A 17372-nucleotide genomic window follows, 5' to 3' on the forward strand; every position below is an offset into this window, starting at 1 on the left:
CGGCAACTACCAACCTGTGGCGTCAAACCACCTCTCGGACAACGTGTCGGTCATGGTCCTGACATAAGTGCTCGAGAGGTGGTTGTCGTCGAGGTAAACATAAACGTTGCCCACGATGCCCGGACAGGCCGTGCCGTCGCAGATCAGGTCCGTCATGTCCAGGATGGACAACCCCGTGAAAGTTCCCTCCAACTGGTCCAAGGGATTGCTTTCGGCGAGAACCGAGGACTGGGCGGGACGGCAGCGTGAGTCATCCACGCCGGAAGCCATTGCGCACTCACTGGGGCTGAATGAGAAGCGCGGGTTGTCCCTCATGGCGATGACTTCCACACCTTGATCAGTGATCTCACCCACCAGCTCGTCGAGCCCCCATGTGAGGTCCTCGTCCGGTGAGTCGGGGACCGCCGCCGTTCCCACAAGGAAAACGGCATCCGGTTGATGGATACGGATGTGTTCCCGGACGTTCCGATTGAAGGTGTTGCACTCGTCCCCCACCTCGTCCGTTTCGGTCATGAAGGGACAGGCTCCAAACGTGATGGCTTGAACCCGCCAATGGTGTTCCTTGGCCAGGGGGCCGATGGCCCCGAGCCACTGCAGGGAATGCGATTGACCCACTACAAAGACGGTCCTCTCGGCGTCAGCGCCGACGTCGTTCTGCTGGCATTCCGCAAACAGCACCGGGTCCGCTGGCCGGAGATCCCCTATACATGCGCCATCGAGCCTTCCCCAGTCTTCCGGAAGCTGCTCAGGGGTTGGCAGTGTCCGCGCGCCCTCGCCAACACGGTCAACATAGCCAGGCAACAACGCCCTGGCCCCCGGGTTGTCGTCAGCATCCTGCGTGGCGATGATGTTCTTCTCCGCTTGCTGCTGGAAACCAAACTGCACCATCGGTGCTGCAGCGACGGCCAAGCAAACAAGCACCGCCAGCGCCAGGCGCCAACGTTTGGCTTCCGGCCATCGCCATGCACGCAGTGGCTGCTCAACAAACCGGGTAGTGAGGAACGCCAACAGCAGCGACGCACCCACGATCAAGGTGCCGGTGATCGCGTCTGCATGGTCTTGGCCGATCCACACCAAAGTGATCACCAACAGCGGCCAATGCCACAGGTAAAGGGCATATGAAGTAGAGCCCAGCCCCACCAGAAGCTTGGAAGAAAGGATCCTGTCAACTCCGAAGCGGCTGCCCGATTGCCCCGCGACGATGACAGCCACCGCTGCGAGGGTCGGCCACAGCGCCACGAAGCCCGGAAACGCGGTCTGGACCTGAAGAACAGCGCCACAGCTCAGCATTGCGGCTATGCCCACCCACCCCAGCACGCTACTCAGCCCGAGACCGGGCCGAAGATAGGGAAGCAACAGTGCCACCAGGGTGCCCAACGCAAACTCCCACAACCGGGCAAAGGTGTCGAAATAGGCCAGTTCCTGATTGGCCGCCGTGAAGTAGATCGAATACGCCAGCGATACTGCGAAGATCAGCCCGAAGATTCCAAGAAGCACGGCCCGATACCGCAGGCTTAAGCGGCGGCACACCCAGGCCGTGGCAACAAAAATGGCCGGCCAAAGAATAAAAACCTGCCCCTGGATGGACAGCGACCAAAAATGCTGGAAAGGACTCGCCAAGCTGTGGTCCGCCGCATAGTAGTTGACCACCTGCCGCTGGAGCAGCCAATTTTGGACGTAGAACAGCGAAGCCCATCCTTGGCTGACTATTTCGATCCAGCGTGTGCGGGGAATGAACACGTACGTAGCCGCCAAAGTGCTCAGCAGGACCACCACGACGGCGGGCAACAGCCGCCAGAACAGGTGCAGCCAGTGCCGCACCAGTGATACCGGCCGTGCGTCCTCATAGCGGCTGACGAATTGCAGCGTCATGAGGAACGCTGAAATCAGCAGGAACACGTCCACGCCGCCGGAAACGCGACCGAACCAGATGTGATACGAGACAACCATGAGAACGGCCAAAGATCTTAGGCCCTGGATCTCGGGCCGAAACTTGGTACCCCCGCTGGCGGCCCGGACCTGCCCGGGACTTTCCGGTGATGCAAGGCCCTTGGTTGCCGTCATCGACACCCTCCTCATTCGCTGCACCAATTCTGCACTGCCACAGGTGAATTTCCACCAGCTTCGGAGGACATTTTGTGTTCAAGCGCAAAGCAGCGCGGCACCCTCCGCATGAAGGGATACCGCGCTGCCAGGCGTGTGGTCTGTATGGTGCCTCGGGTTAGGGCGTTGCCTCAGGTTTGGGTGTTGCCTCGGCCTACTTTGCGTCTTCCGTGCTGACGAGGTCCCTGCCTGCCGTCTCCGGGGTGAAGAAGGTTGTGACGAAGGAGATGAGCGCAAGGACCAGGGAGTAGATGGCCAGGACCAGCCAGGAGTGGTTGGTGGCGGCCAACATGAGCGCCCCGAGCAAGGGCGCAAGACCGCCTGCCAGGACCGCTGAAATCTCGCGGCTCATAGCGACACCCGTAAAGCGATACTGGGATCCGAACAGTTCAGGCAACAGCGGGCACTGCGGGCCCAGCATGGACTGAACACCGATTGCGATGCCTACGGCCATGACCACCCATACCAAGGTGACGTTGCCCAAGGTCACCAGATAGAACGCCGGAACCGCGATGATTGCTTGGAACAGTGCCCCGTACCGGTACACCGGGACACGACCGAACCTGTCGGACAAGGCACCGAACGTGACCACCATAACGGCGGCGAACCCGGCCGCGATCAACAAACCCACAGGACCGATGGAGTTGTTCCCGGCGAAGACACCCGCCGGCATGCTCATGAAGGACACCAGCAGCGCGGAGTAGATCGAAGAGTTGCCGTTCTCGCCCATGCGCAGACCGATTCCCAGCAACACGTTCTTCTTGGAGTGCTTCCAGAGAGCACCAATGGGGTTCTTGACCACGTTCTTGTGCTTTTCCAACTCTTGGAACGCGGGCGTTTCCTTGAGCTTCAGGCGAATGAAGATGGCCACGGCGATCAGAATGAAACTGGCCAGGAACGGCACGCGCCACAACCAGCCCTGAAGGACGGACTTGTCCGCCATCGTGATGAGCGCGAAAGTTCCGGCACCGAGGAGCGTGCCCAGCTGGATGCCGACGAACGGCAGAGATGCGAAGAACCCACGACGGCGACGCGGAGCCACTTCAGATATCAGCGTCGTGGCGCCGGCCTGCTCCGCACCGGCCCCCAGGCCCTGAATGATTCGCAGCGTCACCAGCAGGACAGCGCCGAGCATGCCGGCTTGCTCGAACGTGGGGAGCAGGCCAATGGCAAAGCTGGCTGTTCCCATCAGCGCGATGGTCAGGATGAGGACCATCTTCCTGCCGAATCTGTCCCCGATGTAGCCGAAGATCAAACCGCCGAACGGACGTGCAGCAAAGCCAACGCCGTATGTGGCGAACGAAGCAATCAGAGCACCGTCCGGGCCGAGCGGGGAAAAGAACAACGGGCCGAAGATCAGGGCCGAAGCCAAGCCATAAATGTAGAAGTCGTAGTACTCCAGCGCGGAGCCGACAGAGCTGGCCAGCGTAGCCCGCCGGAGCTGTTCCGGCTCAACTACAGCGTCGTCAGCCTCGGCCGCGAGCGTTTCATTTGCACGAGTTATCACAAGCACTCCCTCAAAATCACCCCGGGCCCCCGTTGGCCCAGCGAGATAGTGATGGCATCACCGCCAAGATCACTATGATGAACAGCGTACAGCTTGTTGAACGTACTGCCAAGATTGTAATCAGATTTATTTAGACGTGCTCCGGTTCCTAGCCCATCGGATTCCCCAAGGAACGCGCCAGCTCTTTGAGTTCCTTGACCATCAGGGCGCCCTGCTCCTCCGAGTACGTGGCCTTCAGCGCGGTCACCGACAAACCCAGACTTGGGCCGTGAGCTCCGTGGGTCGGCACCGGCACGGCCAGACACACCACACCAACCGTGGACTCTTCATCCTCGAAGGCGAAGCCCTGCTTGCGGATGGCGGAAATCTGGGCCTTGAGTTCCTCGGCGGTCTTCAGCGAATTGGCCGTCATAGTGGGCAGCTGCATGCCATCCGGGAACATCGAGTCAATATCGTGATCATGCAACTGGGCGATCAGCGCCTTCCCGACGCTGCAGAGCGAGACCGGCATCTTGTCACCGATGTTCGAGGTCAACCTGACCGCAGGATGGCCCTCATACCGCGCCAGGTAGATGACGTGGTCGCCGTCGAGCATCGCAATCCTCACGGTCTCTCCGGACAGCGTAGGCGCCTGCTCACAGTACTTATAGAACTCCTGCACCTCGTCGAGTCGGCTCAGGTATGCGGCACCCAGTTCCACAAGCTTCCTTCCCAAGGCAAAGTCCGCACCCTGCCTGGTAATGAGGCGCGCTTCTTCCAGCGCCAGCAACAGGTTCGACGTAGAAGACTTGGGGATCCCGAGTTCACGCGAGAGATCACTCAGCGTCAGCCGGCCCGTTGGGGACTCAGCGAGCACCTCCAATACAGCCGCAGCGCGGGTGACGGCAGGCGCCGGCGACGAAGCGCCCAGCCCTTCGGAACGGGAGGTGCGGGAATCGGCCATGATTCTCCTTAGGCATCGCAATTCGGTTGTTCATTCTGCTGAACAATTCTCATCATAGTGGAATGAGTATGCGGGAGTAAGGCGTGTGTAATGCCCCCATCTCCGCCCTCAGCGGGGCCTCACTTTCCAAACCCGAAAGTTCTCTGTATATTCATCTTCGAGCTCTCCACCGCGGCATCCCCCAATAGTCGTGGTGGAGAGCTCATCCATTTCCCGGGCAGGAGACTACGCCGCGGCGACTTCCTCGCCCCTAAGGCACCAGCCCCCACCGGAGCCATCCCGGACCAGTTCCCAAGTCGCCGTACCTGAGCGGGGGTTGTTCCCCAAGCGAACCTGGACCTGCCAGACTTCAACGTCGACCCGCCCCTGTCCTCGCGGCATACGGCGGGACTCCTCCCACCACGCGACCCGCTCAAACCAGCGGACAGGTTCCACCACAATGCGCCACTCGCGGCCGCCCCTCACAACGACTGCAGGGGCGCCTTGCGCAGCCGTGCGGATGTATACGTGCTCCATGGATGAAACCGTAGGGTGGGGGTCTGACATTCAAGACCCACCGGAGGAAAGGGGCAGGCAAACAAAAACCCCGCCAACCAAGTCTTTTGACTTGAAATGACGGGGTTTTTCTTGGTGGGTCCTACCGGGATCGAACCGATGACATCCACGGTGTAAACGTGGCGCTCTACCAGCTGAGCTAAAGACCCAAATCGCGGCTTCCGTGCTTCGTAACTTCCTCAGCGCTTCAACCAACGAACAATGACTCTACATGATCAACCGCCGGAAACACCAATCGGCCCTGGTGCCTCCGGAATATCCGGTAAAGCGCGCGCAAGGTAGTCCAATGCGCCGCTTACGCCCAGTTCCAATTTCAGCTCGGCAAAGTCGTCGCCACGGGTGGTTCCGCGGTTGATGATGACCACTGGTTTCCCCGTTTTTGCAGCGTGGCGCACGAACCGCAGACCGCTCTGAACCGTCAGCGATGATCCCGCCACCAACAGGGCCTCCGCGTTGTCCACCATCTCGTAGGCGCGGGCCACCCGATCCTTGGGGACGTTCTCTCCAAAGTAGACAAAGTCCGGCTTCAACGTTCCTCCGCAGATCGGACACACAGCCATGACGAACGATGTGATGAGATCAGGGTCCTCAACTATTGCGTCGGCATCGGGGGCCATTTCTACCACTCCGGACTTCAGCGCCTCCTCCAGGAAACCAGGATTGATTTCTTCCAGGATGGCGGCAATCAAACGCCGACTGAAGGTATGCCCGTTGCTGAGGCAAATCACTTGGTCAAAACGGCCATGCAGGTCCACCACGTTGACACTTCCGGCGTCCTCATGGAGCCTGTCAACATTTTGGGTAATGAGTCCGGTCATCAGGCCGCGGCGCTCCAGGAGCGCGACTGCGACATGGCCGGCATTCGGATCAGCATGCCGAAGGTGGGACCAGCCGATATGGTTCCGCGCCCAATAGCGCCGCCGATTGGCCTCCCCGCCAATAAACTCCTGGTAGGTCATAGGGTTTCTGGGCGCAGAACCTGGGCCACGGTAATCAGGAATTCCGGAATCGGTACTCAAGCCGGCACCGGTGAGTACCGCCAAACGCTTGCCACCCAGGAGATCCACGGCAAGCCCAAGTGCTTCCAGCTCCCTGGGGTCCAGTTGCGCCACCGCCGCGGGTGCCATGCTGGCAAATCCAGTCATGCCAACTCCGGGCCTGGGATGGTTCATGACTACTGATCCGCCAACGACGACAATGCCCGGCGATATTCGGAAAAGTCCCTTGCCTGACCCCGCGGATTAACAACCACATAGCGGATGATGCCCGCGTCGTCGATGATGAACGTCCCCCTCAAGGCCATTCCACTCGCTTCATCAAAGATGCCGTACTTCTGCGCCACCGCTCCATGCGGCCAGAAGTCCGCCAGGAGCTCGAAGCCAAATTGCTCGTGCTCAGCGTAGGCACGCTGCACGAACTTACTGTCGACCGAAATCGCCAAGACCGCGGCATTCGAATCCTTGAAGGCGGCTATGTTGTCGCGAATCTCACAAAGCTCCCCCGTGCAAATCCCGGAGAAGGCGAAAGGAAAGAACACCACAACAACGGTGCGGCCCCGGAAGTCAGCCAAACGGACTGGCTCGCCGTACTGGTTCAGCAGTTCAAAATCCGGTGCGAGTTGTCCTGCCTGGGGAACGAGCCCTGAGGCAGGCGCCTGCTGGACTTCCGTCACTTGTTCTTCTTGGGCACCAAACGCGTGGCGCTCCAGTCCTTTGAAACACCTGCCGATGTGGTCAGATGCAGACCGGAGGTCGGGGCGGCATCCTGGATGTCCGCCGGAGACACGTAGTTGTCACGGCCTGACTTTGGAGTCAGCACCCAAACAACCCCGCCTTCCTTCAGGTTGGTAAGCGAATCCATCAGGGCATCAACAAGGTCACCGTCGCCATCCCGCCACCAGAAAACAACAGCATCTACGACGTCATGATCATCTTCATCCAACAACTCGGAGCCTGTGACATCTTCGATGTCGTCACGCAAGTCGAAATCGACGTCGTCGTCGTAGCCGCGTTCCTGAATCAGATCCCCATCTTTGAAACCCATTCTTTCCGCCACATTTACCGATGTGGCGGCGTCGGCCTCGCTCACGTTTCCTCCTTTTGCAGTGACTTCCATTACTAACAGCCAACACCCTTTGGGCGTGTGCTTCAAGCTATTGTCCCAGCCAGCGGCCATATTCCGCATTCCACACGGTGTTTCGCCACCATGAGGATTGCGTGCTTTGCGTCACGGAGGCCGCCGGGGTGTGACATACAACGCCCCTCGGGCCCCGCGGCTACGCATCGCGACGCCGCGAAAGCTAGAGTGGCCATGAGCGCTACGGCTGCAGGGCGATCGCCCCGGGAATTTCCACAAGCAGCCAAGCGCTCACAAGACCTGCCCGGCGCATCCGACCGGGCTGTTGAAACAGAGATGTCGCACACGACGCGTTCACGACGGGCAGTTACCCTGCCGGACTTGAGGCGGCGATGCATGCGCCTAAAGGAAGGTTGGACGTGGCTGCAGGAGAAGAGACCTCACACATCCTCAGCGGGTTGACTGCCCAGCTGCCTGATCGTGATCCGGAAGAGACCGCGGAGTGGATTGAGTCCCTTGATGCGTTGATCGCGGAGCAGGGTACCGAGCGTGCCCAGTACATTATGCGTTCGTTGTTGCAGCGTGCCGGTGCCAGGTCGGTGGGTGTGCCGATGGTGACGACCACTGATTATGTGAACACGATCCCGGTGGACCAGGAAGCTCAGTTCCCGGGCAACGAGGAGTTCGAGCGCCGGTACCGGGCGTACATGCGGTGGAACGCCGCGGTGATGGTCCACCGTGCGCAGCGTTCCGATATCGGTGTCGGCGGGCATATTTCCACCTATGCCGGTGCCGCGACGTTGTATGAGGTGGGCTTCAATCACTTCTTCCGCGGCAAGGACCACCCCTCGGGCGGGGACCAGGTGTTCTTCCAGGGCCACGCGTCCCCGGGCATGTACGCCAGGGCGTTCATGGAAGGCCGCCTCACGGAAGAGGATCTGGACGGGTTCCGTCAGGAAAAGTCCAAGGCCGGTCATGCCCTGTCCTCGTACCCGCACCCGCGGTTGATGCCGGACTTCTGGGAATTCCCCACCGTGTCCATGGGTATCGGCCCGATGAACGCGATCTACCAGGCCCAGTCCAACCGGTACCTGCAGAACCGTGGCATCAAAGACACCTCGGACCAGCAGGTCTGGGCGTTCCTCGGTGACGGGGAAATGGACGAGCCCGAATCCCGTGGCCTGCTCCAGCTCGCCGCGAACGAGAACCTGGACAACCTGAACTTCGTGATCAACTGCAACCTCCAGCGCCTGGACGGACCGGTCCGCGGCAACGGCAAGATCATGCAGGAACTCGAGGCGTTCTTCCGCGGTGCGGGCTGGAACGTGATCAAGGTCGTCTGGGGCCGCGAATGGGACTCGCTCCTGGAAGCGGACACCGACGGGGCGTTGGTGAAAATCATGAACGAAACCCCCGATGGTGACTACCAGACCTACAAGGCCGAGTCCGGCGGGTTCGTCCGTGAACACTTCTTCGGCAAGTCCCCGCAGACCAAGGACATGGTCGCGGACCTGGACGACGAACAGATCTGGGGCCTGAAGCGCGGCGGTCACGACTACCGCAAGGTCTACGCCGCGTACAAGGCAGCGACCGAGTTCAAGGGCAAACCCACCGTGATCCTGGCCAAAACGGTCAAGGGCTACGGCCTGGGCCCGCACTTCGAGGGCCGCAACGCGACCCACCAGATGAAGAAACTGACCATGGAAGACCTCAAAGCCTTCCGTGACCACCTGCGCATCCCCATCAGCGATGACCAGCTCGACGCGGACCTCTACCGGCCCCCGTACTACCACCCCGGCATGGACGCCCCCGAAATCAAATACCTGATGGAACGCCGGGCAGAACTTGGCGGGTTCGTGCCCGAACGCCGCCGCAAACACACCGAGGTGGTGTTGCCCGAAGCGAAGTCCTACGAGGTCGCCAAACGCGGATCCGGGAAACAACAAGCCGCCACCACCATGGCCTTCGTGAGGCTCCTCAAAGACCTCATGCGGGACAAAAACTTCGGCGCCCGGTTCGTGCCCGTCGTCCCGGACGAATCCCGGACCTTCGGCATGGACGCGTTCTTCCCGACCGCGAAAATCTACAACCCCAAAGGCCAGAACTACCTCTCCGTGGACCGCGACCTCGTCCTGGCCTACAAAGAATCACCCGCCGGGCAACTGATCCACCCCGGCATCAACGAAGCCGGCGCCGTCGCAGCCTTCACCGCCGCCGGCACCGCCTACGCCACCCACGGCGAACCCCTGGTCCCGATCTACGTGTTCTACTCCATGTTCGGCTTCCAACGCACCGGAGATTCCTTCTGGGCCGCCGCGGACCAAATGACCCGCGGCTTCATCATCGGCGCCACCGCAGGACGAACCACCCTCACCGGCGAAGGACTCCAACACGCCGACGGGCACTCCCCCATCCTGGCCTCCACCAACCCCGCCGTGAAAACCTACGACCCCGCCTACGGCTACGAAATCGGCCACATCATCCGCCACGGCCTCGAAGAAATGTACGGACCCGACAGTACTGACGGCACCGGTGAAGACCGCAACGTGATGTACTACCTCACCGTCTACAACGAGCCCATCACCCAACCCGCCGAACCCGACAACCTCGACATCAACGGACTCCTCAAAGGCATCTACAAACTCGCAGACGCCCCCGAAACCACCGGGAACGGGAACCGGCCCACCGCGACCATCCTCGCCTCCGGCGTCTCCGTCCCCTGGGCCCTCGAAGCACAACGCATCCTCAACGAAGACTGGAACGTCGCCGCCGAAGTCTGGTCCGTGACCTCCTGGAACGAACTCCGCCGCGACGGACTCGCCGCCGAAGAACACGCCTTCCTCAACCCCGGCCAACCCGCCCGCACCCCGTTCATCACCGAACAACTCAAAGACACCAACGGACCCGTCATCGCCGTGTCCGACTACATGAAAGCCGTCCCCGACCAAATCCGCCAATTCATCCCCAACGACTTCGCCTCCCTCGGAGCAGACGGCTTCGGCTTCTCCGACACCCGCCAAGCCGCACGCCGCTACTTCAAAAACGACACCCACTCCATCGTCGCCAAAACCCTCCAACTCCTCGCCGCCAAGGGAGAAGTTGAAGCTGGTGCGCTGGAAAAGGCGATCGAAAAGTACCGGCTCCTGGATGTAAACGCCGGCACCACCGGCGGAGCAGGCGGCGACGCATAACAAACTGCGGGCAAGCCCCACAGGAACAGCAGTATCCGCGACGGCGGCTTTCACCGAAAGGTGAGGGCCGCCGTCGGGCTTTAACCTGACTGGGACATGCATCCCAAGGACGTGATCAGCAACAACACGAGTTGTAGCCTTCTCACAAATGGAGCTTGCCGGGGATGGGCCGTATGCTCGTTCCATGGCAGAGCCGAGCAAAACAACCACCAAGCGCAAGGCAGCACCCCAGGCATTGTCACCCGAAAAGGCCGAGACACTGCGGCAACTCCGCGCCAACGTGGGCCAACTATCCACAAGCACCATGAGGCAACTCGAGAAATCGCTGCCTTGGTATGGCCGCCTGAGCTCGGATGAACGCTCGGCCTTGGGCCTGGTGGCCCAGAACGGCATTGCCGCCTTCGTGACGTGGTATGAGCGGCCCAGTTCTCCGTCGTGGATCCTCACAGACGTCTTCGGAAACGCTCCTACCGAACTGACCCGCTCCATCAGCCTGCAAAAGGCGCTGCAACTGATCCGCATCGTGGTGGAAGTCGTCGAGGACCAGGTTCCCGTGATCGCTCCGGAGTCGGACCAGCCTTCCCTCCGCGAAGCGGTGCTGCGCTATTCGAGGGAGGTAGCCTTCGCGGCCGCCGATGTGTACGCGAGGGCCGCGGAATCCCGCGGATCCTGGGACACGCGCTTGGAAGCACTGATCGTTGACGCCATTCTGCGAGGCGAAAACACTGATGCCTTGAGGTCCAGAATCGCGGCCCTCGGCTGGAAAGCCCAAGAGCGTTTCACGGTAATGGTGGGAAATTCGCCCTCGGAGCCAAGCGCCAGCTATGTCAGCGAACTACGCCGCACCGCCGGGCGGTTCGCCGAGGACGCACTGGTGGGAATCCAGGGTGACAGGCTCATATTGATCCTTGGCGGCTTACAGGACCGCGACACAGCTTACGTCAAGCTCAGCGAGCTTTTTGCCCCGGGAGCCGTGGTTTATGGTCCGGAAGCAGGCTCACTCCTGGAGGCGAGCAGTTCCGCCCAAGCCGCCTTCGCGGGGCTCACTGCGGCCCGTGCATGGCCTTCCGCGCCCCGACCTGTTGCTGCCGACGACCTCCTGCCCGAACGTGTTGTTTCCGGTGATGACGCCGCGCGCCGCTCCCTGATCAAGAACATCTACAGGCCCCTCCTGGCGGCTTCAAATGGCTTGGTGGAGACCTTGGGAACGTACTTGGAGCTGGGCCATTCGTTGGAGGCTACGGCGCGCGAACTGTTCGTCCATGCCAACACCGTGCGCTACCGTTTGAAGCGTGTCTGCGATGTGACAGGCTGGGATCCGCTCCTCCCCAGGGAGGCGTTTGTGTTGCAAACGGCGTTGGTAGTGGGTCGTCTTTCGGCCCAACCGAAAGCCGCCCCGGAACGTCACGCGTCACGTTCACAGAACTGAACCGTTGTAGACTTCCTACAAACTGACCCAGTGAGCTTGGTGTACCAAAACACCAGTGGATCACGTGGCAATTTGGAAAGCTGGATACGTGCTTGCAATCGTCTGCCCTGGACAGGGCTCCCAGACCCCCGGATTTTTGGCCCCTTGGCTGGAACTCCCCTCCGTCGAAGGCCAATTGGCCGCACTGAGCGAAATCGCAGGCATTGACCTCAAGGCCCACGGAACCACCTCGGATGAAGAGACCATCAAGGACACTGCCGTAGCGCAGCCGCTGATCGTCGCTGCCGGCCTCGTTGCTGCCAAGTCCTTGTTCGATGTGGAACTCAGTACCCTTCCCGTCATCCTTGCCGGTCACTCCGTCGGCGAAATCACGGCCTCAGCCCTCGCGGGCGTCCTCACGGAGTCCGAGGCCATGACATTCGTTCGGGAACGCGCCAACAGCATGGCTGCAGCAGCTGCGGTGACGCCCACGGGCATGAGCGCAGTTGTGGGCGGAGACCCTGCCGAGGTCCTGGCGGCCATTGAGGCTGCAGGCGCCACTCCGGCCAATGTGAACGGGGCCGGACAAACCGTGGCCGCAGGCACGTTCGAACAGCTCAAGGCCTTGGCGGAAAACCCCCCGGCGAAGGCACGCGTCATACCCCTCAAGGTTGCCGGCGCCTTCCACACTTCCCACATGGCACCGGCAGTCAGCGCCCTTGAAGACCTCAAGCCGTCGCTGTCGCCGCAAAACCCGGCAGTTCCGCTGTTGTCGAACTATGACGGCAAGGAGGTCACGGCCGGGCCTGCCGCCGTCGAAAGCCTGATCGCACAGGTCTCACGCCCCGTCCGCTGGGATCAGTGCATGGAAACACTGGTTGAACGCGGCGTCACCGGCGTGATCGAGCTTGCCCCTGCAGGCACGCTCGCGGGGCTTGCCAAGCGCGGAATGCCCGGCGTGAAGACGGTTGCCGTCAAAACCCCGGAAGACCTCTCCGCGGCTCTCGCACTTTTCGCTGAATTGGAGGGACAGGCATGAGCACTCCCGTACTGAACAAGACTGCGGTCAACGAAAACGCCCGCATTCTGGGCATCGGCGCCTACCGCCCGGATGTCATCGTCACCAACGACGACGTCTGCCAGTGGATCGATTCCTCGGACGAGTGGATCCGCCAGCGCACCGGCATTATCACGCGTCACCGTGCAGCCGCAGATGTCAGCGTGATCGACATGGCTGAAGGCGCCGCACGTGAGGCACTCAAGCAGGCGGGAATTGAACCGTCCCAGCTGGGAGCCGTCATCGTGTCCACCGTGACACACCCTTACGCCACGCCGTCGGCTGCCGCTGCACTCACCGACCGTTTGGGCGCGACGCCGGCACCCGCCTTTGACATCTCTGCCGCCTGCGCGGGGTACTGCTACGGCGTGGCCCAGGCCGATGCCCTCGTCCGTTCAGGCGCCGCCGAGTACGTACTGGTGGTCGGCGCCGAGAAACTCTCGGACGTCATCGACAACCACGAGCGAACCATTTCGTTCCTCCTCGGCGACGGCGCCGGCGCCGTGGTGGTCGGCCCATCCGACACCCCCGGCATCGGACCTTCCGTGTGGGGATCCGACGGCAGCAAGTGGGATGCCATCGGCATGACCCACTCCCTGGAAGACGTCAAGAAGCTCGGCGAATCCGCCCGCCACTCGGACGAAATCGACGATCCCGCCATCCTTTCCGCGACCCAGGACGTCTGGCCGACGTTGCGCCAGGATGGTCAGACAGTGTTCCGCTGGGCCGTCTGGGAAATGGCAAAGGTAGCGCAGCAGGCATTGGATGCCGCAGGCATCGAAGCCAGCGACCTCGCTGCTTTTGTTCCCCACCAGGCCAACATGCGCATCATTGACGAGATGGTCAAGAAGCTCAAGCTTCCCGAATCTGTTGTCATCGGCCGCGACATCGCCCAGGCGGGAAACACCTCCGCGGCGTCCATTCCGCTGGCAACGCACCGCTTGCTTCAGGAGAATCCTGAACTGAGCGGCGGCCTGGCCCTGCAGATCGGCTTCGGTGCCGGTTTGGTCTTCGGCGCCCAGGTAGTGGTTCTGCCGTAGATCGGGACACGTCCCGGCTATCAGCCAACTGAATACGACTTACAAACCCAAGCCGCAACCCGCGGTTTGCCCCCTTTCCGGCAGTAGCCGGTACAACAAGAAAAGGAGCCAACAATGGCTAGCAACGAAGAGATCCTGGCCGGCCTGGCTGAAATCGTCAACGAAGAAACCGGCCTCGCCACCGAAGCCGTGGAGCTGGACAAGTCCTTCACCGAGGACCTGGACATCGACTCCATCTCGATGATGACCATCGTCGTCAACGCCGAAGAGAAGTTCGGCGTTCGCATCCCGGACGAAGAGGTCAAGAACCTCAAGACCGTCGGCGACGCCGTCAGCTTCATCGCTAACGCACAGGCCTAGTCCTGACACCTGCTGTGCCGGGCCGGGATTCCTATCCTTGAGCCCGGCACAGCCGCAGTAACCCATAGATTTTCTTGCCTCCCCGTGTGAACAGCGCATGTGGGACGGCTATCCGACAGAGAGTGATCGCATGGCACGCAAAGTAGTCATAACCGGTCTGGGGGCCACCACTCCCATCGGCGGCGACGTCCCCACAATGTGGCAGAACGCGCTGAAAGGGGTCTCCGGCGCCCGCACGCTCGGCGACGAGTGGGTGGCCAAGTACGACCTCCCCGTCCACTTTGCTGCCCGGTGCTCGACGCCGGCACTTGACGTCCTGAGCCGCGTTGAGGCAAAGCGCATGGACCCGTCCACACAGTTCGGCGTCATCGCAGCCCGTGAAGCCTGGTCAGACTCCGGGATCGAAGAAATCGATCACGACCGGCTCGCCGTAGCATTTGCCACAGGCATCGGCGGCGTCTGGACGCTCCTTGATGCTTGGGACACGCTCAGGGACAAGGGCCCGCGCCGGGTCCTGCCCATGACTGTTCCCATGCTCATGCCCAATGGCGTGGCAGCAGCTGTCAGCCTCGACCTCGGCGCCCGTGCCGGAGCGCACACTCCCGTATCGGCCTGTGCATCCGGCACCGAGGCCCTCCACCTCGGATTGGACTTGATCCGGTCCGGCAAAGCAGACGTTGTGGTGTGCGGTGGCGCTGAAGCCGCAATCCACCCGATGCCGTTGGCCGCCTTCTCCTCCATGCAGGCCTTGTCGCGCCGCAACGACGAGCCGGAGCGCGCCTCCCGCCCGTACGACATCGACCGCGACGGTTTTGTCATGGGTGAAGGTGCCGGTGCTCTGGTCCTCGAAGCCGAAGAGCACGCCATCGCCCGCGGCGCGCGCATCTACGCCGAGCTCGCTGGAACCTCGGTGACAGCGGACGCCTACCACATCACGGCACCGGACCCCGAGGGCCTGGGTGCCACCCGCGCACTGAAGGCCGCGATGTTCGATGGCCGGATCCAAGCGGAGGATGTGATCCATGTCAACGCGCACGCCACCTCCACTCCTGTGGGCGATAAGCCCGAGTACACGGCCCTCCGTGCCGCCCTGGGGACCCATGTAGACAATGTGGCGGTCTCCGCCACGAAGTCGCAGATGGGCCACCTCCTGGGTGCTTCAGGGGCCGTTGAGGCTGTACTGACCGTACTGGCCGTCTACGAGCGCAAGGCGCCGGTCACTATCAACCTCGAAAACCAGGATCCCGAGATCCCCCTCGACGTTGTCACCTCCGTCCGTGACCTTCCCGCCGGCGACATCGTGGCGCTGAGCAACTCCTTCGGCTTCGGCGGCCACAATGCCGTCATCGCAGTCCGGAACGTCTAAGCGCGGTTAGGCAGTCGCCTCAATGAGACATAGGAAGGGCCCCACCAGCAGGTGGGGCCCTTCCTATTGCTATGGGGAAACGCTTAGGTCGGTGCTGTTACCCGACCTGGTGCAACCAGCGCACGGGCGCTCCTTCAGCTGCATGGCGGAAGGGCTCCAGTTCCTCGTCCCACGCTTCACCGAGCGCCAATGACAGCTCATGATAAACGGCCGAGGGGTCTCCTGCGCCGGATTCGTACGCGTAGCGGATGCGGTCCTCCGTCACCATGATGTTGCCGTGTACATCCGTGACGGCATGGAAGATACCCAACTCAGGGGTGTGCGACCAACGCGCTCCATCCACACCTTGGCTGGGTTCTTCGGTGACCTCGTAACGCAAATGAGCCCAGCCCCTCAGCGCCGAGGCCAATTGGGCTCCGGTACCGGGGGCCCCTGTCCACGACAACTCCGCCCTGAACATTCCCGGCGCAGCTGGCTGAGGGGTCCACTCAAGATCGGTTCGCTTATCCACGACCGATCCAATGGCCCATTCAACGTGCGGGCAAAGTGCCGTCGGGGCCGAGTGCACGAACAGGACACCGCGGGTTGTTGCAACAGACATTCCATCCTCCATAGCTGTAGGTACGTCTTCCCCAACGACCTCTGCCTGGATGTTTGCTGTTGCTGCCGGATGCCATGTAAATCATGTGGGCCCTGACAGGCTATTTAGTTTTCTTGGTACTAAAGACGATATTGGCACAGATTTAACCCTCAACCGTGAATTGAAGGTTTCCCCGTGGTGCTTTCATTTTGCCGTACGGTGCCCTTTTCCGCCAGTGCGGCTCTTGCGGGGTCATGCTCAGGCCCTCGGGTGCGCCTGCTGGTAGCTCTTCCGCAGACGATCGACCGATACATGGGTGTAGATCTGAGTGGTGGCCAGGCTGCTGTGACCAAGTATTTCCTGCACCGCCCGCAGGTCCGCTCCCCCGTCAAGCAGGTGAGTGGCCGCGCTGTGCCTGAGCGCGTGCGGTCCTGTGGCAGATGTGTCACCCAAAGCCTGCAGCAGCTCGCTGACCACCGCCCGGATTTGGCGCGGATCAACCCGGTTGCCACGCACGCCCAAGAACAAGGCCGGTCCGCTCGTGGCTCCCACAACGGCGGGACGGCCCCGCCTGAGCCAATCGTCCACGGCTACGGCTGCCGGAACGCCGAACGGAACAGTACGCTCCTTGTTGCCTTTACCCAGCACTCGTACAGTACGTCGATCGGGATCAAGGTCATCGATGTCCAGCCCCGCCAGTTCCCCCACGCGGACTCCCGTGGCATACAGGAGTTCCACCATCGCCCTATTGCGCAGAGCCATGGGCCCACCGTCAGCGGCCGCAGTGTTCAGATCATCCACCATCCGGGAGACCTGCTGCTGCTGAAGGACCCCTGGCAGGGACTTGTCCCGCTTGGGAGCCTGTAGACGGACGGCGGGGTCAGTCTCGATAAGTTCTTCCCGGAGCGCCCAGCCAGTGAACGACCTGGCGGTTGCAGCCCGGCGCGCCAAAGTGGCCCGTGCCATGCCAGCCTCACTTTGCGCCCCAAGCCAGCGCCGCAGGGAGCCTAACTCCAGTTGCCTGAGTTCTTGGACTCCCTCCTGCACCGCAAAGCCAAGGAGACTCTCAACATCGGACAGATAGGCACGGACTGTGTGCGCAGACCTTGCACATTCGCCCTCCAGGTAGCGTCGAAAGCCATCGACTGCCTTTTGAAGGGGTCCTGGAAGTAGTTGCGTGTCCACC

15 protein-coding genes and 1 tRNA gene are annotated in these 17372 nt (G+C 61.6%); 6 read left to right on the forward strand and 10 right to left on the reverse strand.

The window, feature by feature from the left end; genetic code table 11:
- Positions 1–6 precede the first annotated feature (6 nt).
- The 8 genes from ARUE_RS12915 to ARUE_RS12950 all read right to left on the reverse strand — a co-directional run bounded on the left by ARUE_RS12915 (position 7) and on the right by ARUE_RS12950 (position 7196).
- Positions 7–2064, reverse strand: coding sequence for an acyltransferase family protein (locus tag ARUE_RS12915; protein WP_014922067.1), 2058 nt, complete (start codon positions 2062–2064; stop codon positions 7–9).
- A 193-nt stretch (positions 2065–2257) separates the two neighbouring features.
- Positions 2258–3616 carry an MFS transporter gene (locus tag ARUE_RS12920; RefSeq protein WP_011775098.1) on the reverse strand — a complete coding sequence of 453 codons (1359 nt, stop codon included), beginning with the start codon at positions 3614–3616 and terminating at the stop codon, positions 2258–2260.
- Between the two features lie 142 nt (positions 3617–3758).
- Positions 3759–4553 (reverse strand): IclR family transcriptional regulator, encoded by a 795-nt coding sequence (locus ARUE_RS12925; RefSeq protein ID WP_014922069.1) that lies wholly within the window; start codon positions 4551–4553, stop codon positions 3759–3761.
- Positions 4554–4778: 225 nt separating this feature from the next.
- Positions 4779–5069: a hypothetical protein gene (locus ARUE_RS12930; RefSeq protein ID WP_014922070.1), complete on the reverse strand. Its 291-nt coding sequence runs from the start codon at positions 5067–5069 to the stop codon at positions 4779–4781.
- Positions 5070–5181: 112 nt separating this feature from the next.
- A tRNA-Val gene (locus ARUE_RS12935) sits at positions 5182–5257 on the reverse strand.
- 66 nt (positions 5258–5323) lie between these two features.
- Positions 5324–6280: an NAD-dependent protein deacetylase gene (locus ARUE_RS12940; RefSeq protein ID WP_011775101.1), complete on the reverse strand. Its 957-nt coding sequence runs from the start codon at positions 6278–6280 to the stop codon at positions 5324–5326.
- A gap of 2 nt (positions 6281–6282) precedes the next feature.
- Positions 6283–6780, reverse strand: a complete 498-nt coding sequence (locus ARUE_RS12945; protein ID WP_011775102.1) for a peroxiredoxin — start codon at positions 6778–6780, stop codon at positions 6283–6285.
- Positions 6777–7196, reverse strand: coding sequence for a DUF3052 domain-containing protein (locus ARUE_RS12950; protein WP_026005795.1), 420 nt, complete (start codon positions 7194–7196; stop codon positions 6777–6779). The genes ARUE_RS12945 and ARUE_RS12950 overlap by 4 nt, the downstream gene beginning before the upstream one ends.
- 380 nt (positions 7197–7576) lie before the next feature.
- On the opposite strand from ARUE_RS12950, the gene aceE reads away from it, so the two are divergent.
- The 6 genes from aceE to ARUE_RS12980 all read left to right on the forward strand — a co-directional run bounded on the left by aceE (position 7577) and on the right by ARUE_RS12980 (position 15606).
- Positions 7577–10375, forward strand: a complete 2799-nt coding sequence (gene aceE, locus ARUE_RS12955; RefSeq protein WP_011775104.1) for a pyruvate dehydrogenase (acetyl-transferring), homodimeric type — start codon at positions 7577–7579, stop codon at positions 10373–10375.
- 184 nt (positions 10376–10559) lie between these two features.
- The gene (locus ARUE_RS12960; RefSeq protein ID WP_014922072.1) at positions 10560–11804 is read left to right on the forward strand and encodes a PucR family transcriptional regulator; all 1245 of its coding nucleotides are present in this window, start codon (positions 10560–10562) and stop codon (positions 11802–11804) included.
- Positions 11805–11892: 88 nt separating this feature from the next.
- Complete coding sequence (locus ARUE_RS12965; RefSeq protein WP_187329881.1) at positions 11893–12822, forward strand: ACP S-malonyltransferase; 930 nt, start codon at positions 11893–11895, stop codon at positions 12820–12822.
- Positions 12819–13880, forward strand: a complete 1062-nt coding sequence (locus tag ARUE_RS12970) for a beta-ketoacyl-ACP synthase III (RefSeq protein ID WP_011775107.1) — start codon at positions 12819–12821, stop codon at positions 13878–13880. The genes ARUE_RS12965 and ARUE_RS12970 overlap by 4 nt, the downstream gene beginning before the upstream one ends.
- A 114-nt stretch (positions 13881–13994) precedes the next feature.
- A complete protein-coding gene (locus ARUE_RS12975) occupies positions 13995–14240 on the forward strand; it encodes an acyl carrier protein (protein WP_011692310.1) in 246 nt (81 codons plus the stop codon).
- 130 nt (positions 14241–14370) lie between these two features.
- Complete coding sequence (locus ARUE_RS12980) at positions 14371–15606, forward strand: beta-ketoacyl-[acyl-carrier-protein] synthase family protein (protein WP_043470380.1); 1236 nt, start codon at positions 14371–14373, stop codon at positions 15604–15606.
- Positions 15607–15703: 97 nt separating this feature from the next.
- Here the strand turns inward: ARUE_RS12980 and ARUE_RS12985 are convergent, their stop codons facing one another.
- Together ARUE_RS12985 and ARUE_RS12990 are read right to left on the reverse strand one after the other, a co-directional pair.
- The gene (locus tag ARUE_RS12985) at positions 15704–16207 is read right to left on the reverse strand and encodes a DUF3145 domain-containing protein (protein ID WP_018776197.1); all 504 of its coding nucleotides are present in this window, start codon (positions 16205–16207) and stop codon (positions 15704–15706) included.
- A gap of 237 nt (positions 16208–16444) precedes the next feature.
- Positions 16445–17371, reverse strand: a complete 927-nt coding sequence (locus ARUE_RS12990) for a tyrosine recombinase XerC (RefSeq protein WP_187329882.1) — start codon at positions 17369–17371, stop codon at positions 16445–16447.
- Between the last annotated feature and the right edge of the window lies 1 nt (position 17372).

The sequence above is a fragment of the Arthrobacter sp. Rue61a genome (assembly GCF_000294695.2).
Lineage (GTDB): Bacteria > Actinomycetota > Actinomycetes > Actinomycetales > Micrococcaceae > Arthrobacter > Arthrobacter aurescens_A.